Source organism: Arcanobacterium haemolyticum DSM 20595 (assembly GCF_000092365.1).
Classification (GTDB): domain Bacteria; phylum Actinomycetota; class Actinomycetes; order Actinomycetales; family Actinomycetaceae; genus Arcanobacterium; species Arcanobacterium haemolyticum.
Window position 1 is genome coordinate 351,158 of sequence record NC_014218.1, and the last position, 23,680, is coordinate 374,837.

Consider the following 23,680-nt stretch of genomic DNA (forward strand, 5'->3'; position numbering starts at 1 on the left):
CAATGGGTCTTGAAGAAAAAGTACCAGCCGGAATCGGCTTAACAACTGTTGAAGCGCTGGCCGGATGGGCACAGCAGCGTTCCCCATGGCCAGTGACCATGGGTTTGGCGTGCTGTGCAATCGAAATGATGTCCTTCGGCGCAACTCGTTTCGATGCATCCCGTATCGGCATGGAAGTTTTCCGTGCATCGCCACGCCACGCAGACATCATGATCGTTTCCGGCCGTGTCAGCCACAAGATGGCTCCCGTTGTTCGTAACATCTACGATCAAATGCCAGATCCTAAATGGGTTATCTCCATGGGTGCCTGCGCATCATCGGGCGGCGTGTTCAACAACTACGCCATCGTGCAGGGTATCGATCACATCGTCCCAGTTGATATCTACCTTCCAGGCTGCCCTCCACGGCCAGAAATGCTTATCAACGCAGTGTTTGAACTGCGCAACAACGTGATGAAGAACCGCCCACTTGGTGAACACCGCAAGGAAGTTGCCCGCAAGGCTGAAGCGGCTGCACTCGCGGCTCTTCCACTCGAATCGCAGAAGGGATTGCTTGCATGAACAACCATGGTTCAGTAACCCAAGGAGAAACCGGGGCAGAACACATCACTACCCGCAAGGGAATGTGGGGCGTGAAGAACGGTGCCGATACCACTGGTTTCGGCGGCCAGGAAAACGTGGTAACCATCGCTGCTCCAGCACACCGCCCATACGGCGGCTGGTTCGATGAAGTCGTGGATATCATCGGCGAACTCGCCATGGCTGACGGCCTGCAGCCAGAAGACGTGATCGAAAAGGTCACCACCCAGTACGGTGAATTGGTTATCTTCATCAAGCGGGAACACCTGGTGCGTGTAGCCCGCTACCTGCGTGACGATCAAGATCTTCGTTTCGAACTCTGCCTTGGTGTTTCCGCAGTTCACTATCCAGAAGATCGCGGCCGTGAACTCCACGGTTTCTACACGTTCTTCTCGATCACACACAACCGTTCACTTTCACTTGATGTGGCAGCTCCGGAAAGCGATCCGCACATCCCGTCGATCGTGTCTGTTTACCCAGGCAACGATTGGCCAGAACGTGAAGCATGGGATCTCATGGGAATCGTATTCGATGGTCACCCAGGCTTAACACGTTCCGTGATGCCAGATGATTGGGTGGGCCACCCACAGCGTAAGGACTACCCATTGGGCGGTATTCCAGTTGAATACAAGGGCGCAGTAATTCCGCCACCGGATACACGTAGGGAGTACAACTAATGACTACCTCAATGCCACACGCAACGCGTGGAATTAATGAAGAAGAAGCTGAAAACTTCACCAGCTTCGATGCAGTCGGTGGAGACTGGGCTGATATCGCCCGCGAAGCGGAACAGGTAGGCGAAGAACACATCGTCGTCAATCTTGGCCCTGTCCACCCATCAACGCACGGTGTTTTGCGAGTCCAGGTGGAACTCGATGGCGAAAACGTGAAGGAAGTTCGCGCAGCAACCGGCTTCCTCCACACCGGAATCGAAAAGAATATGGAATACCGTACCTGGACTCAGGGCGTGGCGTTCTGTACTCGTATGGATTACGTTGCTCCAATCTTCCAGGAAGTTGCCTACTGCCTCGGGATCGAAAAGATGCTCGGAATCGCAGATCAGGTGCCGGAACGTGCGCAAGCAATTCGCGTCCTTCTCATGGAACTCACCCGAATCTCCTCCCACCTGGTGGGTATCGGTTCGGGCGGAAACGAACTGGGTGCAACCACAATGCTCACCCTGACCTTCCGCGCACGCGAAGATATCCTCCGCCTGCTGGAAGACGTCACTGGTTTGCGTATGAACCACGAATACATCCGCCCAGGCGGCGTACTCAACGATATTCCAGAAGGCTTCACCGATTACTGCCGTGAACTCTTGCCAAAGATCCGCCTCACCATTTCGGAAATGCAAGATCTGACCATGAAGAACCCAATCTTCTTGGACCGTCACGTCAACGTGGGCGTATCGCCGCTGTCGTCCATGATGGCCCTGTCAATGACCGGCCCATCGGTACGCGCAGCCGGAATCCCATGGGATCTTCGTAAGACTCAACCATACTGCGGTTACGAAAAGTACGAATTCGATGTGCCAGTAGCGGACAAGGCTGATGCCTACAACCGTATTGACGTCAAGTTCCGTGAATGCTACGAATCGTTGCGCATCTGCTACCAAGTTCTGGACGAACTGGATAAGACTGCCGGCCAGCCAGTGATGGTAGGCGATAAGAAGATCGCCTGGCCAGCACAACTCTCTATCGCAGGTGACGGCCAAGGATCCACCCCAGAACACGTTCGGGAAATCATGACCGAATCGATGGAATCCCTCATCCACCACTTCAAGCTGGTAACTGAAGGCTTCCGCGTGCCACCAGGGCAATCGTTCACCATGGTGGAGCACCCGAAGGGCGTGTTTGGCGTTCACCTCGTCTCGGATGGCGGCACCCGCCCATACCGTGCACACTTCCGCGATCCAGGCTTCAACAACCTCCAGTCACTCTCCATGATGGCTGAAGGCGGAATGCTTGCCGATCTTGTTGTGTCCCTTGCAGGAGTTGACCCGGTTATGGGAGGAGTCGATCGCTAATGAGCACCCCATACGAACCACAGGTAGAAGAAAAGTTCCGTCAGGATGCGGCCGCGATCATCGCCCGCTATCCGCAATCCCGGTCGGCAATCATGCCACTGTTGCACCTGGTGCAATCAGTTGACGGCTTCTGCTCACCACGCGGTATCACACTCGTGGCAGATATCTTGGGCTTGACCCGGGCACAAGTCTCCGCCGTCGCCACCTTCTACTCCCAATACCGCCGCCACCCAAACGGCGAATACAACGTGGGGGTCTGCACAAACGCGCTTTGCGCAGTTATGGGCGGCGATCTGATCTGGGACGAACTCTCCGAATACGTGGGAGTTGGACACGACGAAACCACACAAGACGGCAAAATTACTCTCGAACAACTCGAATGTAACGCAGGGTGTGATTACGCGCCCGTCGTCATGGTGAACTGGGAATTCTTCGATAACCAGACTCCAGAAACAGCAAAGAAAATTGTGGACGACATCCGCGCCGGCCACGATATCCACCCAACTCGTGGCCCAGAAAAAGTCCACACTTTCAAAGAAATCTCCCGCGTTCTTGCCGGATTTGAAGACGGCCATGTGAACGAAGGCCCCGCTGCAGGCGATGCCTCACTCCGCGGCCTAAAGATCGCGCGCGCCCACGATTGGACCGCGCCACGTGCAGAAGGAGGCAACGCACAGTGACTGCATTCCGTGCACCGGGAACTCTTTCCCCCGTACTGACAAACAACTGGGATACCGAACGCCCATGGACTCTGGACGGCTACCGGGCAACCGGCGGCTACCAGGCCATCGCACGCGCTTGGGATATCAACCAAGAAAAAGGCGCCCTCACCAATCTGATTAAGGAATCTGGTTTACGTGGGCGTGGCGGCGCAGGCTTCCCAACAGGCCTCAAATGGTCGTTCCTCCCGCCAGAAGACGGCGGCCCGCGCTATCTCGTGGTGAACGCGGACGAATCCGAACCAGGCACCTGCAAAGATATCCCGTTCCTCATGGCTAACCCGCACTTGCTCATTGAAGGCATGGCTATCTGCCTGATGGCAATCGGCGGCCACGATGGTTTTATTTACCTGCGTGGCGAAGTTGTTCACGTGTACCGCCGCCTGCTGGCAGCCGTGCGCGAAGCCAAAGAAGCCGGCATCATCGGCACCGGTTGCGGCCCGAACGGTGATTACGACATCAACATCACCGTTCACGCCGGCGCCGGCGCCTACATTTGTGGTGAAGAAACCGCGCTTCTTGATTCGCTGGAAGGCTTCCGCGGGCAGCCGCGCCTGAAGCCACCGTTCCCAGCCGTGGCAGGTTTGTACGCCCGCCCAACCGTGGTGAACAATGTGGAATCGATCGCCTCCGTGCCCGGAATTATTAACAACGGCGCCGAATGGTTCACGGCGATGGGCGCTGGCACCAAGAACTCTCCAGGTCACGGCATCTTCTCGCTCTCGGGCCACGTGAAGAACCCCGGCCAGTTCGAAGCCCCGTTCGGCATCACCATGCGTGAACTGTTGGATATGGCTGGCGGCATCCGCGAAGGCCACGAACTCAAGTTCTTCGCTATTGGCGGTTCGTCCGCTCCGCTCTTCACGCCTGAGCACCTTGACGTGCCACTCGGATATGAGGAAGTTGCGCAGGCCGGTTCGATGTTGGCAACGCGCGCGATCCAGATTTTCGATGAAACGGTGTCTGTTGTGCGCGTGGTGTCACGGTGGACTGATTTCTACCAGCACGAATCGTGTGGAAAGTGTACGCCGTGCCGCGAAGGTACGTTCTGGATGCGCCAGATCATGCATCGGTTTGAAGCCGGGCAGGGCACGGAAGCCGATATCGATTTGCTCTACGACGTCGCATCGAATATTGCCGGGCGTTCGTTCTGCGCGCTGGGTGATGCGGCAGCCACCCCGATTCGTTCCGCGATCGACCTGTTCCGTTCAGAGTTCGAAGATGCGTGCCGGATGCCTGTGGCAGAGCAGTATCCAATCGTTAAATCGGCTGTTTTTAAGTGAAGTAGGTGTGTGATGACAACCCAAGTACCAGCACCAGAAGAGTTAGTGACACTCACAGTTGACGGCCGTGAGGTGTCTGTTCCAAAGGGCACGTTGATTATCCGTGCAGCCGAAAAGGTTGGCGTTCATATTCCGCGTTTTTGCGATCACCCGTTGTTGAAGCCTGCGGCTGCGTGCCGTCAGTGTTTGGTTGAGGTGGCCGCGCCTGGGCGTGACGGCACTGTTGCGAAGATGCCGAAGCCTCAGCCGGCGTGTGCGGTTGCGGTTTCTCCAGGTATGGAAGTTTTTTCGGCGGAAACGTCCGAGGTGGCGAAGAAGGCTCAGCATGGCGTGATGGAGTTTTTGCTGATTAACCACCCGATGGATTGCCCGGTGTGCGATAAGGGTGGCGAATGCCCATTGCAGAACCAGGCGATGACGGATGGCCGCACCAAGTCCCGTTTCGTGGATATTAAGCGTACGTATCCGAAGCCGATTTCGATTTCAGCAAACATTTTGTTGGATCGCGATCGTTGTATTTTGTGCCAGCGTTGTACACGTTTTTCTCAGCAGATCGCGGGCGATCCGTTTATCCAGTTGCAGGGCCGTTCCGGTGGTTCGGCTGGCATGGAAGTTCACGGTTTGCACGGTTCGCAGATTGGTAATTTCGACGCCGGAGTGCTTGATTTCGATTCGTCCGCGAACGGATCGTCCGTGGCTGCATTGAATTCGTATTCAGGGCCTGCCGGTGAATCTGGTTTGGCTGTTGGTTATGCGGCTGGCCCTGTGGAAGCGGGGGAGATGGATGCTACTGGTGCTCCATTCTCGTCTTACTTCTCTGGCAACGTGATTCAGATTTGTCCGGTGGGTGCGCTCACCTCGGTGTCGTACCGTTTCCGTGCTCGTCCGTTCGATTTGGTGTCGGTTCCATCTGTGACCGAACATGATGCTTCTGGTTCTGCTCTTCGCGTTGATTACCGCCGTGGTACGGTGGTTCGCCGTTTGGCGCTTGAGGACATGGACGTGAATGAAGATTGGATCACTGATAAGGATCGGTTCGCGTTCCGGTGGCAGAATGGTGCTGATCGGCTGGTCTATCCACGGCTGAAGGGCGTGGATCCATCTGAACCAGTATCGTGGGCCGAAGCGCTTCAAGCCGCCGCAGACGGCTTGAAGGCTGCGCAGAAGAAAGGCGTTGGCCTGATTACGGGCGGCCGGTTGACCCTAGAAGATGCGTACGCCTACTCTAAGTTTGCTCGCCTGGTTTTGGGCACGAACAACATCGATTTCCGCACTCGCCGCCATTCCGCTGAAGAAGATGCGTTCTTGGCATCGCGAATCGCCGGTACGGAACTTGATGTGACGTATGCGGATATCGAGCATGCCAACCACGTGTTGATTGTGGGCTTGGAAGCCGAAGAAGAAATCGGTTCTGTGTTCTTGCGGTTGCGTAAGGCGGCGTTGGAGAAGAAGAACGCTCACGTGACCGTTCTTTCGGCTTACCAGACTCGCGGTACATCCAAGATGATGGCCCGCTTCCTTCCAACCACTCCAGGCACGGAAGCAGAAGTCCTGGATGCGATCAACGAACATGCGTCAGACGAATTCGCTGATACGTTCCGTGATTTGGCCGTATCTGACACCGTGATCCTCGTGGGTGAACGCACAGCCGATTCTGCTGGTGCTCTTTCTGCTGTTATCCGCCTAGCGAAGCGCACCGGCGCCAAGCTTGCCTGGATCCCGCGCAGGGCGGGCGATCGAGGCGCACTCGATGCCGGCGCAGTTCCACATCTGCTTCCTGGCGGACGTCAAGTTTCTGACGCGGCAGCACGCGTTGACCTTGCATCGGCCTGGGGCGTGGCTAACCTACCAGAAAAGCGCGGTTTAGCAACGGAAGAAATCCTTTCTGCTGCCGCTGCTGGTGAACTTGGTGCCGTTATTTTGGGCGGTGTTGAACTCAGTGATCTTCCAGGTGATGCTCGCAAGGCACTAGATAAGGTGTTCGTGGTTCAACTTGACGTTCGCGCAACAGACAACACAGAATACGCTGATGTTCTGTTCCCAGTTGCACCGCCGGCCGAAAAGGGCGGAACTTTCGTCAACTGGGAAGGCCGCTTGCGTCCATTCGGTCAAACGCTGGTATCCACCAATGTTCCAGACCGCAAGGTGCTCCACGAACTTGCCGCCGAATTCAGCGTAGATCTGGGACTATCCACATTGGCAGACGCCGTGAACGAATGGGCAACCATGCGCCACTGGGATGGTGAACGTGGAGAAGAACCAACCGTATCGCCAAAACCAGCCCCTATGGTTGCGCCTGGCCAAGCAGTCTTGGCGTCGTGGAAGCTCATGCTGGATTCTGGTGCGCTGCAATCACACGAACCACACTTGGCTCGAACAGCGCGCCGCGCAGTCGCTCTCATGTCAGCCACCACCGCATCCAACGCAGGAATCACGGATCAGGTCACAATCGTTGGCCCGGCTGGGAAACTTACGCTGGACACCGTCGTCGTCCCAATGCCTGACGCGGTTGTCTGGGTGCCACAAAACTCTGCCGAATGCCGTATCTCTTCCCTAGGAAGTGCCGCGGGCGATATCGTTCGGATCGAAGCAACGGAGGTAACGAAGTGAACCCCATCTTCACGCAAGTTGCTGCAGATTTCTCCCACGATACGTGGTGGATGTCTGTTATCAAAGCGCTGTTCATAGTCGTGTTCTTGATCTTCTCAGTGATTTTCGCACTCTGGTTTGAACGCCGCCTGATCGCGCGTTTCCAGAACCGCGTTGGACCAAACACTGTTGGCCCATTCGGCCTGGGACAATCGTTCCCAGACGCCCTGAAACTGCTGCTGAAAGAAGATTTCTGGCTGGCCGGCGCCGAAAAGGTGGTGTACCTGGTAGCTCCAGTGATCACCGCAATCTGCGCCTTCTCAGCGATGGCAGTGATCCCTATGGGGCCGGAAGTGTCCATCTTCGGAATCCACACCCCGCTGCAACTCACCGATTCTCCGGTTGCGATGCTCTTCGTGCTCGCGGTTGCGGCACTGGGAGAATACGGAATGGTGTTCGGTGGCTGGTCTGCAAAGTCCACGCTCCCGCTCTACGGTTCCGTGCGATCCGCAACCCAGATGATTTCGTACGAACTCGCGCAAGGCCTGAGCCTCGTCACCATCTTCTTGGCTGCCGCCACGATGTCCACCTCCGGAATCGTCCAGGCACAGCAAGACCTGTGGAATGTTGTCACGTTGCTCCCAGCGTTCCTGGTATTCCTCGTTACCATGTTCGGCGAAACCAACCGTTTGCCTTTCGATCTTCCAGAAGCAGAAGGCGAAATCGTGGCAGGCCCGCACACCGAATACTCGTCAATGAAGTTCGCATGGTACTACCTGGGCGAATACGTGAACATGTTCAACGTATCGATGCTTGCCGTGACCTTGTTCTTCGGCGGCTGGCGCTCCGGCCCAATCCTCACATACCTGGGCGGACTGATCGGATTCGATCCGAACGTGGGCTGGTTCCCGATGCTCGTGTTCATTGTGAAGGTCTGGATCTTCATTGCGATCTTCATTTGGGTTCGCGCCACCTTGCTCCGTTTCCGCTATGACCAGTTCATGAAACTCGGTTGGAAAGGCCTGATCCCATCGGCACTTATCTGGCTCGCAATCGTTCTGGTTATTCACGGTTACAAGATGGTTACTCCAGAGTTCGACGATCGCTGGCCAACGATCATCCTGTCCACTGGTTTCGCTGCAATCATGCTCATTTGGGCATTAGTGAGAGACGACGAAACCGTGCCACAAGCACAACTCATCGCAGAACGTGAAAGCCAAGAATTTGACGGTTTCGAAGATGGATACCCGGTTCCGCCACTTCCAGGGCAGCACCTTCCACCATCGCCACGTGCTGCACGCCGAATCGCCCAGTCCGCATCAACCACACTTGAGGAGGCTAAGAATGACTGACAAGGAATTCGCTCAGCCAGATGAATCTCTTTACAGCCCGAACAAAAAGGGCATTTTAGGGCGGGCCCTGGCACCAGTTGCCGGTTTCGGTGTCACATTTTCTACCCTGTTCCGGCCGGCAGTTACCGAACAGTACCTGCCGCACAAGCCAGAACAAAAAACACCGCCGCGCCCGCGCTACCACGGAATGCACCGGTTGAACCGGTACGCGGACGGCCTCGAAAAGTGTATCGGCTGTGAACTGTGTGCATGGGCGTGCCCAGCAGATGCGATCTACGTTGAAGCGGCCTCCAACAAGCCTGGCGAACAGTATTCGCCAGGGGAACGTTACGGCCGGGTCTATCAGATCAACTATTTGCGGTGCATCTTCTGTTCGTATTGTATCCAGGCGTGCCCAACGCGCGCGCTCACCATGTCCACCGAATATGAAGTTGCCGATCAAAGCCGTGAATCATTGATTTACGAAAAGCAAGATATTTTGGTGCCACTGGCAGAGGGAATGCTCTCAACACCTCACCCGATGGCAGAAGGCACAACCGATGCCAACTATTATAAAGGTGAGATCACCGGCCCAACTCACGATCAGGTTGAATGGGTAAAGAACGCCCGCCCAGAGGATCCAACGATCCGCACCGCGAGTGTTTCATCGGCGCCTCAGAAAGAAGGTCAGATCTGATGCACACCGAAACACTCACAATTGGAATGGGCGAAACCATTCTCTTCTCTGTTACTGCCGTGGGCATGGTCGCTCTGGCCATCTTCGGTTTGCTGATCACCCGCAAGGCAGTTCTTACCACGCTCAGTGTGATTGGCGTGATGGTAGGGTTCGCGGTTCTCTACACTGCACTCGAAGCGCCGTTCATGGGCGTTGTGCAAGTTGTGGTGTACACCGGCGCAATCCTCATGATGTTCCTGTTCGTGCTCATGCTGATCGGCGTTGATTCGGCCGATTCTGGCCATGAAACGCTCAAGGTTCAGCGCCCAGTCGCCATCCTCGGCGGCGTTGGCATTGCCTTGATCCTGATCGGCGTGGCCTTCGGCGCCCACGCTCCAGCAGGTATCGGCCTAGAACAAGCCAACGCAGTAACCAACCCGGTTGGCGTGGCCACGCTGATTTTCTCCAGCTCCGTTCTGACCTTGCAACTGACGGGAACACTGCTCATTGTTGCTGCACTCGGTGCAATGACTCTGACTCACCGTGATCGCGTCAAGGAACGTATCACCCAGGAAGAACTGGCGCACAAGCGTATGCAAGAGTTCACCCAGGCGGGCGTTCACGTTGGCCAGAAGCCGCCGCCGGGCGTTTACGCCGAATCGAATTCGTCGGCTAACCCAGCGCTCACCGTTGGCGGCCAGCCACTAGAAGAATCCACCAGCCACGTGCTCCACATTCGTCACCAGGTGCGTTCGCTTACCGAAGTATCGCCAGCAACAGTAAAGCGCGTAATGACGGAAGGTATCCATGGCCCAGCAACATACGGTGTCACCAGCCGTGCACACGTTCCAGGCATGCCAGGCGAATCTGCCCCAGATCACGATGCAGCGTTGAAGCGCCTTGGAAAGTCAGAATCTGCTGACGTCACGCCAGATGCGATTCCAGATGCAGAAACCCTGAAACGCGAAACCGAGATCACGGTAGAAAATACTGAAAAGTCGGAGGATAACTAATGACCCTCATGTTCTATATTGCGCTCGCAGCAGTTCTCTTTGCTATCGGAGCAGCAACAGTATTGACCCGCCGAAACGGCGTTATCGCCCTGCTCGGAATCGAACTCATGTTGTCCGCATGCAACCTCGCGTTCATTACGTTCTCGCGGATGCACGGAAACCTTGAAGGACAACAGTTCGCGTTCTTCGTCATGGTTGTTGCCGCAGCAGAAGTTGTTGTTGGCTTGGCCATCATCGTGTCCATTTTCCGAACCCGCAGGTCTGCATCGCTCGACGGTGCCAACCTCATGAAGCACTGATCGAAAGCAGGTGAAGCTCTTGTTTACTTTAACTGCACTAGCGCAGGCCCAGCAGGCAACCGGAGCAGCAAGCATGATCTGGCTTGCTGTAGCAATCCCACTTATCTCATGTGGCCTCCTTTTGATCGCCGGCCGTAAAGCCGATTCATGGGGTCACTGGTTAGGCACGCTGGCATCGGCCGGCTCGTTCGTCGTCGGCCTCCTTGCCACGCTCCAACTGTTGGGAATGGACGCAACCCAGCGCGTTGTGGAAACCACCCTCTACACGTGGGTGCCAGCAGACGCCCTTACGGTAGACTTCGGAACCCGCGCGGATCCACTGTCGCTCACGTTCGTTCTGCTCGTAACCTTCGTAGGTACACTCATCCACATCTACTCCATTTCATACATGGAACACGATACGGATCGCCGCCGGTTCTTCGCCTACCTCAACCTCTTTATTGCGTCGATGCTCCTGTTGGTGCTCGGCAATTCTTACCTCGTGTTGTTCTTCGGTTGGGAAGGCGTGGGCCTCGCGTCTTACCTCCTCATCTCCTTCTGGAACCACGTTCCGGCATACGCCACCGCAGGTAAGAAGGCGTTTGTGATGAACCGCGTGGGTGATCTTGGCATGCTCATCGCCATGATGGCGATGGTAGCTAACGTCGGTTCGGTGAAGTTCACGGACGTGGCCGCGGCCGCTCCAGAACTTTCCACCGCCACCGCAACATTCATCGGCCTCTTCCTCCTGGTTGCCGCCTGTGGTAAATCGGCACAGTTCCCGTTGCAAGCCTGGTTGGGCGATGCAATGGCCGGCCCAACCCCAGTGTCCGCGCTGATCCACGCCGCAACGATGGTGACTGCCGGTGTTTACCTGATGGTTCGCTCCGGCGCGATCTACGCGGTGGCCCCAACAGCTGCCCTCGTAGTGTCCATCATCGGCCTGATCACGCTGATCTTCGGTGCGATTGTGGGTGCCGCGAAGGATGACATGAAGAAGGTCTTGGCGGCCTCCACCATGTCCCAGATCGGCTACATGATGCTGGCAGCAACGATGGGCCCGATCGGTGCAGCGTTTGCAATCTTCCACCTGGTCACGCACGGCTTCTTTAAGGCAAACATGTTCCTTGGAGCGGGTGCGGTTATGCACGCGATGAATGACGACGTGAACATTCGCGGTTTTGGCGGATTGAGCCGCCACATGAAGATCACGTTCGCCACCTTCCTCACCGGCTACTTGGCCATCATCGGATTCCCGTTCCTTTCCGGTTACTTCTCAAAGGACAAGATTATTGAGGTGGCGTTCTCGGGCCACGGCGTTCAGCCATGGATTTTCGGGACGATCACTGTTCTTGTTGCTGGTTTGACCGCGTTCTACATGTCCCGCGTATTCTTCGCGATCTTCTTGGGCAAGGAACGGTGGGACCACAGCGAAAAGCACCCACACGATCCGTCGCCGTTCATGTGGATTCCGATGGCTATTTTGGCGCTCGGTTCGCTTGGACTTGGCGCGGTCTTGAACTACACCGGGTTCCTGACTTGGCTGGAGCCAGCAATCGGACACGGTGAACATCCGCACCCAGTATTGCCGATTTGGGCAATCACGGTTCTTACGCTTGTTGTGGTAGCCGCAGGTGTTGGCGTGGCGTGGAAGCTCTACGTTGCGTCCGATATTCCAAAGCTCGCTCCGGAAGGCAACGTACTGATTCGTGCGGCTCGTGCAGATTTGTACCAGGATGCGTTTAACGAAAACGTGTTTATGAAGCCAGGCATTGCGGTGATGGCCGGCACCGACGTTGCAGACCACACCATTGTTGATGGCGCTTTCGAAGGCCTTGGTAAGGCCACGGTGGCTTCCGGTTCGGTGATCGGCAAGCTCCAAACAGGTTATGTTCGCTCTTACGCAAGTTGGATTATGGTTGGCGTTGTTTTGGCGCTGGCCTTAGTGGCCCAGGCTGCGTTGTGAGACAAGGAGATTTATTCACATGAACATCATTGAAGCAACCGCTCCGTGGCTCACGATCCTCGTTGCGATTCCATTTTTTGCCGGCTTGTTGTTGTGGCTTGTGGCTCCGTTGCGAGCTTTCGCACGTCACTTCGCATTAGCCGTATCAGTCCTTGTTTTTGTTGGGTTTGTGGCCGCGATGGTCACCAGTTTCGACGTGGCGCAGGCTGGCGCTACCCAACTTCACGAATCATATCCGTGGATTCCTCAGATTGGTGCGTCGTTCACCTGGGGTATTAACGGCATGGGTGCCGTGATGATTGGGTTGGCTACCGTGTTGGTTCCGTTCGTTATTGTGGCGGAGTGGGACGATTTTGGTTCAGCCGACGACGCCGGTTATTTCGCATGGGTTCTTGTTCTTGAAGCAATCATGATCGGTCTTTTTGCCGCCCGTGATGTCTTCTTGTTCTATGTTCTCTTTGAAGCGATGATCGTTCCGGTGTATTTCATGATTGGCCGCTACGGGGGAGTGGGACGCGCTCGTGCAGCGATGAAGTTCTTGCTCTTCTCGCTGGCAGGTGGGTTGATCATGCTTGCTGGCGTGATCGCAATTTATGCGTACGGCCAGGGCGGTGAAGGGGCATTCTTGCTCGATTCGTTGCGCGGAGCGTTGCACTTGAGCGATACGGCTGAATTGTGGATCTTCTTGTCCTTCTTCATCGCGTTCGCGATTAAGGCGCCAATGTGGCCAGTTCACACGTGGCTTCCAGATACGGCAGTAAGTGCATCAACAGGTACATCTACCTTGCTTGTTGGCATTCTAGATAAGCTGGGTACGTTCGGTATGATCGCGATTTGTTTGCCGCTCTTCCCACGCACAGCTACTGCTATTGCTCCAATCGTGCTGGTGCTTGCCGTTATTTCGATTCTGTGGGGTGCCATTATGGCGATCTCATCGGATAACTTGTTGCGCCTGGTTGCCTACACGTCCGTGTCTCACTTCGGGTTCATTGTGATGGGCGTGTTCTCAGGCTCTAAGCTGGCTATGTCTGGTGCGATCTTGTATATGGTGGCACACGGTATCGGAACGGCAGCGCTGTTCTTGATTGTTGGCTTCTTGGAGCGCCGTGGAAAGTCCTACCTGATTTCGTCGTACGGCGGCTGGCAGCGTGTAACGCCACTGATCGCAGGCACGTTCTTAGTTGCTGGTTTGGCAACGATTGCGTTGCCTGGCCTTTCCGGCTTCATTCCTGAATACCTCGTATTGATGGGGACGTTCACGTTGTGGCCTGCTGTTGCTATGGTGGCTGCGATTGGTGTTGTGTTGGCATCGATTTACATTTTGTTGCCATACCAGCGAACATTCACTGGTCCGAAGCCAGATGTTGAGGTCAAGGATTTAGGAATGCGTGAAAAGACTGTTGTGGCAGGCCTTATTGCGTTCATGCTGGCGCTTGGCTTCTATCCGGCTCCGGTACTCGATATCGTGACCCCAGTGGCAGATAACGCCACGATTATTCCGGTGGCCATGAATGATAATGGTTCAGCTTCAACTGAAGGGAGCACCAAGTGAATCTCACAATTAATTGGCTCGCAATAATCCCACTCGCCATCGTGCTGGGAGCTGGCGTTGTTGGTACTCTGCTTGAAGCATTCCTGCCGCGAAATATTCGCCGGGCAGTTCAGATTGCCCTGTCTCTTCTTGCTTTAGGATCTGCATTCGTTGCCATCATCTGGCGCTGGAGTGATCTTGCAGGCGCAAAAACCCCAGGTATGCTTCGCCCACTCTCTTTCTCTAAAGGAGCAGCGTTTTCGGGTGTCTCCCTGGTTGAAGATGGTTTCTCTATCTTGGGCCAGACTGTGATTGTTGTTTGTGCATTCCTGTCTTTCATGCTGATCGCCGATCGCACATCGTTGCGTGACGGTTCGTTCGCTGCATCTGCCGCTACACGCCCAGGTTCAGCAGCCGAACAGGAATCGACAGAAGCAGGCCGTGAACAAACCGAAATCTTCCCGCTGGCACTCTTTGCCACAGGTGGCATGATGGCATTCGTGTCAGCTTTCGATCTGCTCTCGTTGTTCATCGCACTCGAACTCTTGTCCCTGCCACTGTACGTGTTGAGCGCAACTGCACGCCGGCGTCGTCTACTTTCACAAGAAGCGGCACTGAAGTACTTCCTGCTGGGAGCCTTCTCGTCGGCAATCTTCCTCATGGGTGCGGCGTTCATCTACGGCGCAACCGGAACCTTGAGCTTCTACGGCGTTGCCGTACTGGCCCAAAAACAGCAGATCATCGCGCTCTTCCTTGCGATCGGTGTAATCTTGCTGGTTGTTGGTCTGCTGTTCAAAGTGGGCGCTGCGCCGTTCCATTCCTGGACTCCGGACGTCTACCAAGGCGCCCCAACTCCAATCACCGCCTTCATGGCAGCCGGAACAAAGACCGCCGCGTTTATTGCGATGGTGCGCGTGTTCGTCTGGATCGTTATGGCTGTGCCAGATACGTTCCGGATCTTCATGTGGATCATCATTATCGCAACTGTTGTGATCGGTACTGTGATGGGTTTGGTGCAGACGGATATTAAGCGTCTGCTGGCCTACTCGTCCATTGCTCACGCAGGCTTCATCCTGATCGCCGTGAAAGCAACCTTGGCACATGTGCAAGGAATCCAACTCGCGGCGCTCAACTCGATCGTGTTCTACCTCCTGGCTTACGGCCTGGCAACCGTAGGCGCGTTCGGCGTTGTCACCCTGATCCGCAGCAAGGATTCAGAAGGCAATATTCTTGGCGAAGCCACCTCGCTGTCTAACTGGGCAGGCCTAGGCAAGCGCAGTCCATTCCTCGCCTCCGCCATGGTGATCTTCCTACTCTCCTTTGCAGGAATCCCATTGACGGCCGGCTTTATTGGAAAGTTCGAAGCGTTCGCAACCGGTATCGCTGCAGGTGATGTTGTGCTCGTTGTGATTGCCATCATCGCCTCCGTAGCCACCGCATTCTTCTACTTCCGCCTAATCCAACTCATGTTCTTTACAGAAGCAGAAGAAGACACTATTGAGATTGCCACCTCCGAAGGCTTGAGTGTAGTTGCCATCAGTGTTGCACTGGCTGGTACTATCGTGCTTGGTATCTTCCCAAGTCCGATCCTCGAGTTCATTGCGGGTACATTCCAGTGAGTCTAATATCGAATCTTTTTGATCAGCAATCAGCCAACCTCGTAGAGGAATTAACCTCCCGAATGGGGGAGGTAGAAGCACAGCTACGCCTAGCTGTGCAGGTTGATGATCTTGTTGTGGACGAAGCCACTTCCCACCTGGCGAAGGCCGGTGGGAAGCGGCTTCGGCCAGCATTGTGCCTATTAACGGCTCAGCTTGGCCCACGGCCAGCCAGCCCTGATGTGCTCGATTCAGCAGTTGTTGTTGAACTTACACACCTGGCAACCCTGTACCATGATGACGTCATGGACGAAGCCCCACTTCGCCGTGGCGTGCCATCTGCCCAGTACGTGTACGGCAATTCGTCCGCGATCCTAGCAGGGGACGTGCTCTTCGCGCGCGCATCCGGCATCGTTGCCAAACTCGGCCCAGAAGCCGTGCTTCTTCACGCAGAAACATTCGAACGCCTCTGCATGGGCCAACTCCACGAAACGATCGGCCCGCGTGAAGGCGAAGATCCAATCCAGCACCACATCCAAGTGCTGGCAGATAAGACCGGATCCCTCATCGCCGCCTCCGGCCGCTACGGCGTGCTCTACTCCGGCGGAGATCCAGCCCTAGCCGAAGAAATCGCCCAGTTCGGGGACAAAGTCGGCGTCGCATTCCAGATCGCAGATGACGTCATCGATCTAGTCTCCGATCCAGAAGTCACAGGGAAAACCCCAGGCACCGATCTGCTCGAAGGCGTTCCCACCATGCCGACCCTCCTCCTGCGCAAACACGCAGCAGAAGGCACACTCGATGAAACCGGCCAGCGTATCCTCACCTTCCTCGATCACACAGACCTCACGGAAGGCAACAACCTCGATACGGTTGTTGAACTGCTACGCAACCACTCCGTCGTCGATGAAACCCGAACCCTAGCCCACCAGTGGGTAAACGATGCCCTCACGCATCTTTCCGCTATTCCACAAGGCCCAGTTCGAAACGCGTTAGAGACGTTCGCGCGCGCAATGGTCGATCGCCTCGCTTAAAGCGAATTACACACGTTCCTATTCCTTGCAAAGCACGAAGAGGAGGTAAACTGGAACGCAGTGTAAGCGCTTCATAAGAGCGCCCCGAACCAAGGAGCCGCAACGTGCGTAATCTTCTGAACAAACTTCTTCGCGCAGGAGAAGGCCGTATCCTCAAGAAGCTCACAGCAATCACCAAACAAGTGAACCTGCTTGAGGATGTTTACAAGGAGATGTCTGATGACGAACTCAAGGGAATCACTGCCGAATTCCGCGAACGTCTAGCGCAAGGCGAAACCCTCGATGAACTGATGCCAGATGCGTTCGCCGCCGTACGTGAAGCATCAGTACGTACCCTCGGCCAACGCCACTACGATGTTCAGCTCATGGGTGGCGCCGCCTTGCACCTTGGCAACATCGCAGAAATGAAAACCGGTGAAGGCAAGACCCTTGTTGCCACCCTTGCTGCCTATCTAAACGCGCTCTCAGGCGATGGCGTCCACGTGGTTACCGTCAACGATTATCTGGCGTCCTACCAGTCAGAATTGATGGGCCGCGTGTTCCGCTTCTTAGGCATGACAACCGGGTGTATCCTCGAAGGCCAGACTCCCGATGAACGTCGCCAACAGTACGCCGCCGATATCACCTACGGTACAAACAACCAGTTCGGATTCGATTACTTGCGTGACAACATGGCAATGAACGAATCTGAGATGGTTCAGCGTGGCCATAACTTCGCGATCGTCGATGAAGTCGATTCCATTCTTATCGACGAAGCCCGCACCCCACTGATTATTTCGGGTCAAGCCGACGGCGATGCCAACCGCTGGTACGTTGCCTTCGCTGACGCAGTGGGGAAGATGCGCCGCGATGAAGATTACGAAGTAGACGAAAAGAAGCGCAACGCCGGTATTTTAGAACCAGGAATTGACAAGGTTGAAGATCTGCTCGGCATCGATAACCTGTACGAATCCGTAAACACCCCGCTGATCGGATACCTGAACAACGCCATCAAGGCTAAGGAACTGTTCCATCGCGATAAGGATTACATCGTGCGCGATGGCGAAGTCATGATCGTTGATGAACACACCGGCCGTGTTTTGCCAGGCCGCCGCTACAACGACGGCATGCACCAGGCGATCGAAGCTAAAGAAGGCGTGGAAATCAAGGCAGAAAACCAGACCTTGGCCTCCATCACCTTGCAGAACTACTTCCGTATGTACAACAAGCTCTCGGGCATGACAGGCACGGCAGAAACCGAAGCGGAAGAATTCGCATCCACGTACGATATCGGCGTCGTCCCAATCCCAACCAACCGTCCGGTTGCTCGTATCGATCAGCGTGACATCGTGTATGCCACCGCCGAACTCAAGTTCGCGGCGATCGTGGAAGATATCAAGGAGCGCTTCGCCGAGGGGCAGCCAGTGCTAGTTGGTACCGCATCCGTGGAAAACTCCGAACTTCTCTCCATGCTTCTGAAGAAGGCACGCATCCCACACGAAGTGCTCAACGCAAAGCAGCACGAACGTGAAGCATCCGTTGTTGCTATGGCAGGCCGCAAGCACGCCGTTACCGTGGCAACCAACATGGCAGGCCGTGGTACCGATATTATGCTTGGCGGTAACGCTGAACATATCGCGGTGGAAATGATGTCCAAGCTTGGCCTTGATCCGGAAGAAAACTCTGAAGAATACGAAGAGCGCTGGCCAGAAATCTTACAGGCTGCCAAGGATCAGGTGTCTGCTGAACACGATGAAGTGACCGAACTCGGTGGCCTCTACGTGCTCGGTTCTGAACGCCACGAATCCCGCCGTATCGATAACCAGCTCCGCGGCCGTGCGGGGCGCCAGGGCGATCCGGGCGAATCCCGCTTCTACCTGTCTCTTGATGACGATCTGTTGCGGCTCTTCGGTTCTACGATTGTGAACACGTTGCGCAACAGCGCACAGGAAGAACCGCTTGATTTCAAGATGATGAACTCGGCAATCCAGAAGGCACAGGCTCAGCTTGATGGCCGCAACGCCGAACAACGTAAGAACGTGCTCAAGTACGATGACGTGATGAACGATCAGCGTACCGTTGTGTACACCGAACGCCGCCGTATTTTGGGCGGGGATGACGTTGAGAACCAGATCCAGAACTTCATGGATTTCGTTGTTGATGACATCGTTTCGGCCAACACCGATGGGCCTTCTGACGATTGGGATTTGGATATGTTGTGGGCGGATATGCGCCGCTACTTCAAGCCAAGCTTCACGCCGGAAGAATTCATCGAAGAACACGGCGATCAGAAGCTGCTCAGTGCTGAAATGCTCCGCGATGAATTCAACCAAGATATTCACGCACAGTACGAAGAACGTGAAGAAGAACTGGGTGCCGAACAGATGCGCAACATCGAACGCCAGGTTCTTCTGCAGACTCTTGATCGCAACTGGCGTGAGCACCTGTACGAAATGGACTACCTCAAGGAAGGTATCGGCCTTCGCGCCATGGCTCAGCGCAACCCACTTGTTGAATACAAGCAAGAGGGCTACCAGATGTTCCAATCCATGAACGATCAGATTCGCGGTGAAACCGTTGCGTTCTTGATGGGCTTTGAACTGCCATCCGAACGCCTCGCACGGGAAGCTGCTGAGGCTGCTGAAGTCATGGCTGGTCAGGAATCGTTGATGAGCGCCCAGGCCGTGTCACGTGCGGCTGCTGCTGCGGCGGCAAAGTCCGAAACCACTAAGGCGGCAACAGAGAAGATCTTGGGCCTCAAGCGGCCACAGGCTTCTACAAAGATGACGTACACATCATCTGCCAAGGATGGATCCGGTGAAGCCCGTGCCACCAACGAACAAGGCCGTGAAGTACATGAGCAGACTACGGCTGGTTCGGCTGGCCAGCAAATGAATCGAGCACAGCGCCGGGCTGCCAAGAAGAACAAGTAGTTGGTCTTGCATATGGTCCTTGATCGGGCTGTATGTGAACGTGTGGGCCGGATCGGAAGGCTTTCCGATCCGGCCCACACAGTTACGACTGCCGTGAGATAGTAATGGGGCGCACATGCTAAATGTAGGTTCTTACGTTGACCTTGAGATCACCGATGTTGCTTATGGGGGCGAATGCGTTGCTCACCATGATGGCGTGCCGGTGTTTGTTCGTGGTGCAATCTTGGGCGAACGAGTAATCGCAGAAGTCACCAAGGTGCAGGCGCATGGTTGCCGCGCGATCGTGCGGGACGTGCAGGAGGCTGCTCCTACGCGCATTGCTCACCCTTGGCCACTTGGTTCCGTGGGGGCTACCGGGGCGGCGGATTATGGGCACATGACTCTGGCCGGGCAGCATGACATGATTTCGCGAATGCTCGAGGGGCAGTTGCGTCAGTTCGGCGGCGAATCGATGCTGGCACAGTTTACAGGGATGCTTGAGGTTGAGAGTGCAGAAGGTGGCCGCGACGGTTCCCTTGACGGTGCTCCTGGGAGTGAAGGCTGGCATTACCGCACTCGGATCGATGTGCTGAAACTGGATACGGGCGTTGGCATGCACGTGATGCGAACCAACGATCTGGTTCCGTTAGAGCGGATTCCGTTGGCTGTTCGGGCGATGGAAAAATTAGACGTGTTTGGTACCGCATGGGACGGTCACGTTCCATTCAAGAAGCGGATGCGTTTGGTTGCGCCGAGTGGGGGAGAGCCTCTTGCCGTGATCGACGGCGTGGCGTTCTGTGAACCAGGGCGCAGAATCGGATCTGATATCCACGAAATCGTGACGTATCGCGGGCAACTTTACGACTACACGATCAATGTAAACAGTTTTTGGCAGATCCACGAATACGCCCCCAGTTCGCTTGTTGCTCACGTGTTTGATGCTCTTGGTGTGGAACTAGGCGATACTCTTGTGGATCTGTATTCAGGATCGGGATTGTTTTCCCTGGTGGGAGCAAATATCGTAGGTCCTGGCGGCCGCGTGTTGGCTTTTGAAGGCGATGAACGTGCCACCTCATACGCTCAACAAAATCTCCGTAGCGTACCATGGGCCAGCGCCCAAGCGGCAACGATCGATGCAGAGAACATCCGTTCCCTCACTGACGGTGCCGATATCGTGATCGCTGATCCGCCACGTGCCGGACTTGGCGTTGATGCCGCTATGATGCTGGCGCAATCGGATGCGCGCCGAATCGCCCTAGTTTCCTGCGATTCGGCCTCCATGGCTAGGGATGTGAGCGCCTTACTTCACGCAGGCCGCCGTTTAGAATCGTTTGCCGCGGTGGATATCTTCCCGAACACCCATTTTGTTGAAACAGTGTGCGTCGTATCGTAGAATCCGGAGTCGTATCGTAGAATCTGGAGCCAGATCGGCGCCAAGCAGGGCAACAGTGCCGTATACGATACTCCCGGCCTGTCAGCCGCATGAGTTAAGACTCCCAAGGATTGAGAACTGGAACGTGTAGCGGTTTAACATGTTTTTCATTACGGGAAACTAAAAGTAGATGATGAGCATCAGCTATAGCAGCAATATAGGCATCATCAATCGGTGCTTTTTCTGGCACCTCGAATGTGTTAAATCGTAGAGACGCCGCTAGATCAAAACTCAAGATTCGCCCGTCAAATGTTGGCAATAAATCGTGCTCAAACCACCGTGAAAGAATCTGAGCCTGTTGTATATCGCGCTTCGCGATAGCACGGATACCTCTGCCTATTTCAGCAACCGTCAAGCTTGATATATAACAATCAGTTTGGGGAATGTTGTGTGCCCACTGTGCAACCTGCGGGTTTTTATCTGGCCGGCGAAGTGCAGAAACAACATTGGTATCTAATAGATACTTCACAGCACAATCTCTCGCATTCCTACACCGTTGCGTCCGGGATCAAAGATAAAATCTTCCGAAAGATCTGGTTCTTTTTGTGCCAGTGCTTCACAGATACTTCGGGACTTTGCGTTCAAAGCAGAACGGAGAATTGCACGGGCTTCTGCTTCCATCGAGGTTCCTTTATGAGCAGCAAGGTTTTTCAGTGCTTGCTTCGTTCCTGTTGGCAAATCACGAATCAATAGTTGCTCCATAAATTCCTCACGCCCTTCCAATCATTGATATCACATATTCGATATCTTACGCTTCTATGCTCCTATTGCCCAGGCTTCCCCCTCACGGAATCATATAAAAGCGCCAGGCAGGGCAACAGTGCCATATACGATACTTCCGGCCTGTCAGCCGCTTTTATTTGCCTATGAAACGGGGTTATGCAATCTCCAAGGCCGTCACCTGCCAGCGTTCGCGGAAGATTTCCAACCGCAATGCGGCAGCACGAATCCGAAAACCGTCATGGATAACGATCCCAACCTCAGCAACTCTACGCCGCGGGTGAGTCACATGGAGACGTCGAATTAATGGAGGAGTGGTGTGTGGAGCAGCGCCTGCTATCCGAGCATTGAGCCCAGCCCGTGAACATAAATGACGATAAACACCAGGAGCTAGCCACGATTGAAGTTGCCGAACTGGCCGGTGCCCCAGCAGTACCTCAATTGCCTGCCCAATGACTCGTGCGGCAAATTTCGGTGCAGGAATAACCGAGTCAGGCAAAGGGTGGTCAAGGGAGAACCGATCATCTTCGTCATCAACTCTTTCCGTACAACTCAAACGTATCGCGATCCGATCAAAAGGACGTTCTGGCGAGGTAACTGGCGGGGTGGCGCGGCGCTCCATCACCGAAACGGTTGGGACACGTTGAAAATCTGGTCGATTTTCCTGTGAAACGGGGACAAAACGGAGAGCGCGAGGTTCGGAAGTAACCTCGGATAAAACGCTGGTCATCATAGGGTCCTTTCAACGGGTGGAAGAATGATCTGCTGTCCTGGGTAAAGAAGCTGAGGATCGGAAATCTGCGGGTTTGCTGCCACGATGCGTTTAACTAAAGAAGCGGTTTCGGTAGGCGAACTGTAAGGTGCGATTTTTTCTGCGATACTCCACAATGAATCGCCTGGTTGGATCGTGAAAATAGAGGTTTGTTCGTCAAGCACGCGAGGCTTTGTGATATGTGCACGTAAAGAATCAGGAGTTCGCTGGATTTGCCTACCAAATTCGCTTGTAACGACTACGGGTGTGCTATCGGAAAGCGGCGCTGCATACGCTGGTGTGGGAAGTAATAGCAAAGTTCCTATGGCAATCCGCCGAGCCTTAGGTGAACCAACTGCCGCAATCACACGCAAAAGTTGATGGTGACGCTTTAAAACGGCAAAATATACGATAAGCTATTCCACAGGAATAATCCTGCCAATAGTGATAAACCGCTAATTCCTAAGAGTTGATCGGGCGTAAAGGGGCGTTCGGAATGGCTCAAATATGCTATCTCTGTTCCACTTCCTATGGAACAGAGTAAGAGAAACACCCCTTTTAGCATCTCAATCACCTCTTTTTGTAATGTTTAATGACGTTTGATATTGTTACGTGATTTTTAATGATATGAAAGAGGGTAAGCCCGGCACGGGGATTGTGGATAACTTATTAGGGAGGAAAAATAATTGCCATATATTTATAGGTATGAGTTGGCGAACCATAATTGAAAGCATCGGTGCGCGGATAGAAAACGAAGAACGCGCGGCGATGCTCGAAGAAGTCGAAGATTTAACAGATGCCGAACATGCTGGCGTATATCTGCATGAACGATTACGCGGTTCGCTGGGGCGATTCGTAGCAGTCAGTCTAGAGAAAGCTCAACTATCTGGAACTCTCGAAGAATCAGGTAAGGATTGGTTCGTTCTCAAGGGGATGCAGGGAAGTGACATCGTTGTGTTGTCGGCTGTTAAGGGAGTGTCCGGCCTATCTTTGGCGATCGGAGAAAAATCGCGTTATTCGCGTACGCTCAATTCAGTGTTGCGCAGGCTGATAGGCGAATACGTGATCATCAACAGGCTATCTCACCCAATGAGTGGCCGGTTGTGCTCTGTGGGAGTGGATTATATTGTGCTTGAAGCCTCTGAACAGCGTGAATGGGCACATGGGTATAGCTGCAGGATAAATAAAAGAAATCCCACCACTGATCTTTACATGCCACTATGGCAAGTACAGACTGTCAGTGATGGGGCTTAAAGAGAAAGTC

Annotated in this window: 21 protein-coding genes; 17 read left to right on the top strand and 4 right to left on the bottom strand. The window is 54.7% G+C overall.

Annotation, left to right across the window (positions count from 1 at the left end):
* Positions 1 to 2: 2 nt before the first annotated feature.
* The 16 genes from ARCH_RS01510 to ARCH_RS01585 all read left to right on the top strand — a co-directional run bounded on the left by ARCH_RS01510 (position 3) and on the right by ARCH_RS01585 (position 20,906).
* Positions 3 to 560 (top strand): NADH-quinone oxidoreductase subunit B, encoded by a 558-nt coding sequence (locus tag ARCH_RS01510; protein WP_013169550.1) that lies wholly within the window; start codon positions 3 to 5, stop codon positions 558 to 560.
* Entirely contained in the window at positions 557 to 1,255 is a 699-nt protein-coding gene (locus tag ARCH_RS01515; protein WP_013169551.1) for an NADH-quinone oxidoreductase subunit C, read from the top strand. The genes ARCH_RS01510 and ARCH_RS01515 overlap by 4 nt, the downstream gene beginning before the upstream one ends.
* Positions 1,255 to 2,604 carry an NADH-quinone oxidoreductase subunit D gene (locus ARCH_RS01520; RefSeq protein ID WP_013169552.1) on the top strand — a complete coding sequence of 450 codons (1,350 nt, stop codon included), beginning with the start codon at positions 1,255 to 1,257 and terminating at the stop codon, positions 2,602 to 2,604. Before ARCH_RS01515 ends, ARCH_RS01520 begins: the two co-directional genes overlap by 1 nt.
* On the top strand, positions 2,604 to 3,284 hold the full coding sequence (nuoE, locus tag ARCH_RS01525; RefSeq protein WP_013169553.1) for an NADH-quinone oxidoreductase subunit NuoE: 681 nt from the start codon (positions 2,604 to 2,606) through the stop codon (positions 3,282 to 3,284). Before ARCH_RS01520 ends, nuoE begins: the two co-directional genes overlap by 1 nt.
* Positions 3,281 to 4,606 carry an NADH-quinone oxidoreductase subunit NuoF gene (nuoF, locus tag ARCH_RS01530; RefSeq protein ID WP_013169554.1) on the top strand — a complete coding sequence of 442 codons (1,326 nt, stop codon included), beginning with the start codon at positions 3,281 to 3,283 and terminating at the stop codon, positions 4,604 to 4,606. The genes nuoE and nuoF overlap by 4 nt, the downstream gene beginning before the upstream one ends.
* Positions 4,607 to 4,618: 12 nt before the next feature.
* A complete protein-coding gene (locus ARCH_RS01535; protein ID WP_013169555.1) occupies positions 4,619 to 7,216 on the top strand; it encodes an NADH-quinone oxidoreductase subunit G in 2,598 nt (865 codons plus the stop codon).
* A gap of 50 nt (positions 7,217 to 7,266) precedes the next feature.
* Positions 7,267 to 8,547, top strand: coding sequence for an NADH-quinone oxidoreductase subunit NuoH (gene nuoH, locus ARCH_RS01540; RefSeq protein ID WP_408607772.1), 1,281 nt, complete (start codon positions 7,267 to 7,269; stop codon positions 8,545 to 8,547).
* Positions 8,540 to 9,223 (top strand): NADH-quinone oxidoreductase subunit NuoI, encoded by a 684-nt coding sequence (gene nuoI / locus ARCH_RS01545; protein ID WP_013169557.1) that lies wholly within the window; start codon positions 8,540 to 8,542, stop codon positions 9,221 to 9,223. The genes nuoH and nuoI overlap by 8 nt, the downstream gene beginning before the upstream one ends.
* A complete protein-coding gene (locus ARCH_RS01550; RefSeq protein ID WP_013169558.1) occupies positions 9,223 to 10,215 on the top strand; it encodes an NADH-quinone oxidoreductase subunit J in 993 nt (330 codons plus the stop codon). The genes nuoI and ARCH_RS01550 overlap by 1 nt, the downstream gene beginning before the upstream one ends.
* A complete protein-coding gene (gene nuoK, locus ARCH_RS01555) occupies positions 10,215 to 10,514 on the top strand; it encodes an NADH-quinone oxidoreductase subunit NuoK (RefSeq protein WP_013169559.1) in 300 nt (99 codons plus the stop codon). The genes ARCH_RS01550 and nuoK overlap by 1 nt, the downstream gene beginning before the upstream one ends.
* A gap of 73 nt (positions 10,515 to 10,587) precedes the next feature.
* Positions 10,588 to 12,459 carry an NADH-quinone oxidoreductase subunit L gene (gene nuoL, locus ARCH_RS01560; protein ID WP_049765882.1) on the top strand — a complete coding sequence of 624 codons (1,872 nt, stop codon included), beginning with the start codon at positions 10,588 to 10,590 and terminating at the stop codon, positions 12,457 to 12,459.
* 19 nt (positions 12,460 to 12,478) lie between these two features.
* Positions 12,479 to 14,011: an NADH-quinone oxidoreductase subunit M gene (locus ARCH_RS01565; RefSeq protein ID WP_013169561.1), complete on the top strand. Its 1,533-nt coding sequence runs from the start codon at positions 12,479 to 12,481 to the stop codon at positions 14,009 to 14,011.
* The gene (nuoN, locus tag ARCH_RS01570; protein WP_013169562.1) at positions 14,008 to 15,609 is read left to right on the top strand and encodes an NADH-quinone oxidoreductase subunit NuoN; all 1,602 of its coding nucleotides are present in this window, start codon (positions 14,008 to 14,010) and stop codon (positions 15,607 to 15,609) included. Before ARCH_RS01565 ends, nuoN begins: the two co-directional genes overlap by 4 nt.
* Positions 15,606 to 16,622, top strand: a complete 1,017-nt coding sequence (locus tag ARCH_RS01575; protein WP_013169563.1) for a polyprenyl synthetase family protein — start codon at positions 15,606 to 15,608, stop codon at positions 16,620 to 16,622. The genes nuoN and ARCH_RS01575 overlap by 4 nt, the downstream gene beginning before the upstream one ends.
* A gap of 104 nt (positions 16,623 to 16,726) precedes the next feature.
* Positions 16,727 to 19,534 (top strand): preprotein translocase subunit SecA, encoded by a 2,808-nt coding sequence (secA, locus tag ARCH_RS01580; protein ID WP_013169564.1) that lies wholly within the window; start codon positions 16,727 to 16,729, stop codon positions 19,532 to 19,534.
* Between the two features lie 115 nt (positions 19,535 to 19,649).
* Entirely contained in the window at positions 19,650 to 20,906 is a 1,257-nt protein-coding gene (locus ARCH_RS01585; protein WP_013169565.1) for a class I SAM-dependent RNA methyltransferase, read from the top strand.
* A gap of 94 nt (positions 20,907 to 21,000) precedes the next feature.
* On the opposite strand, the gene ARCH_RS01590 is transcribed toward ARCH_RS01585, so the two are convergent.
* The 4 genes from ARCH_RS01590 to ARCH_RS10055 all read right to left on the bottom strand — a co-directional run bounded on the left by ARCH_RS01590 (position 21,001) and on the right by ARCH_RS10055 (position 22,601).
* Complete coding sequence (locus ARCH_RS01590) at positions 21,001 to 21,414, bottom strand: type II toxin-antitoxin system VapC family toxin (RefSeq protein WP_013169566.1); 414 nt, start codon at positions 21,412 to 21,414, stop codon at positions 21,001 to 21,003.
* The gene (locus ARCH_RS01595; protein ID WP_013169567.1) at positions 21,411 to 21,647 is read right to left on the bottom strand and encodes a FitA-like ribbon-helix-helix domain-containing protein; all 237 of its coding nucleotides are present in this window, start codon (positions 21,645 to 21,647) and stop codon (positions 21,411 to 21,413) included. The genes ARCH_RS01590 and ARCH_RS01595 overlap by 4 nt, the downstream gene beginning before the upstream one ends.
* Positions 21,648 to 21,822: 175 nt before the next feature.
* Positions 21,823 to 22,398 (bottom strand): Rv3235 family protein, encoded by a 576-nt coding sequence (locus ARCH_RS09215; protein ID WP_049765791.1) that lies wholly within the window; start codon positions 22,396 to 22,398, stop codon positions 21,823 to 21,825.
* Positions 22,395 to 22,601, bottom strand: coding sequence for a LysM peptidoglycan-binding domain-containing protein (locus ARCH_RS10055; RefSeq protein WP_049765792.1), 207 nt, complete (start codon positions 22,599 to 22,601; stop codon positions 22,395 to 22,397). Before ARCH_RS10055 ends, ARCH_RS09215 begins: the two co-directional genes overlap by 4 nt.
* Before the next feature lie 520 nt (positions 22,602 to 23,121).
* Here ARCH_RS10055 and ARCH_RS01610 point away from each other — a divergent pair.
* Complete coding sequence (locus ARCH_RS01610; protein ID WP_041640298.1) at positions 23,122 to 23,670, top strand: hypothetical protein; 549 nt, start codon at positions 23,122 to 23,124, stop codon at positions 23,668 to 23,670.
* The last annotated feature ends 10 nt before the right edge of the window (positions 23,671 to 23,680 follow it).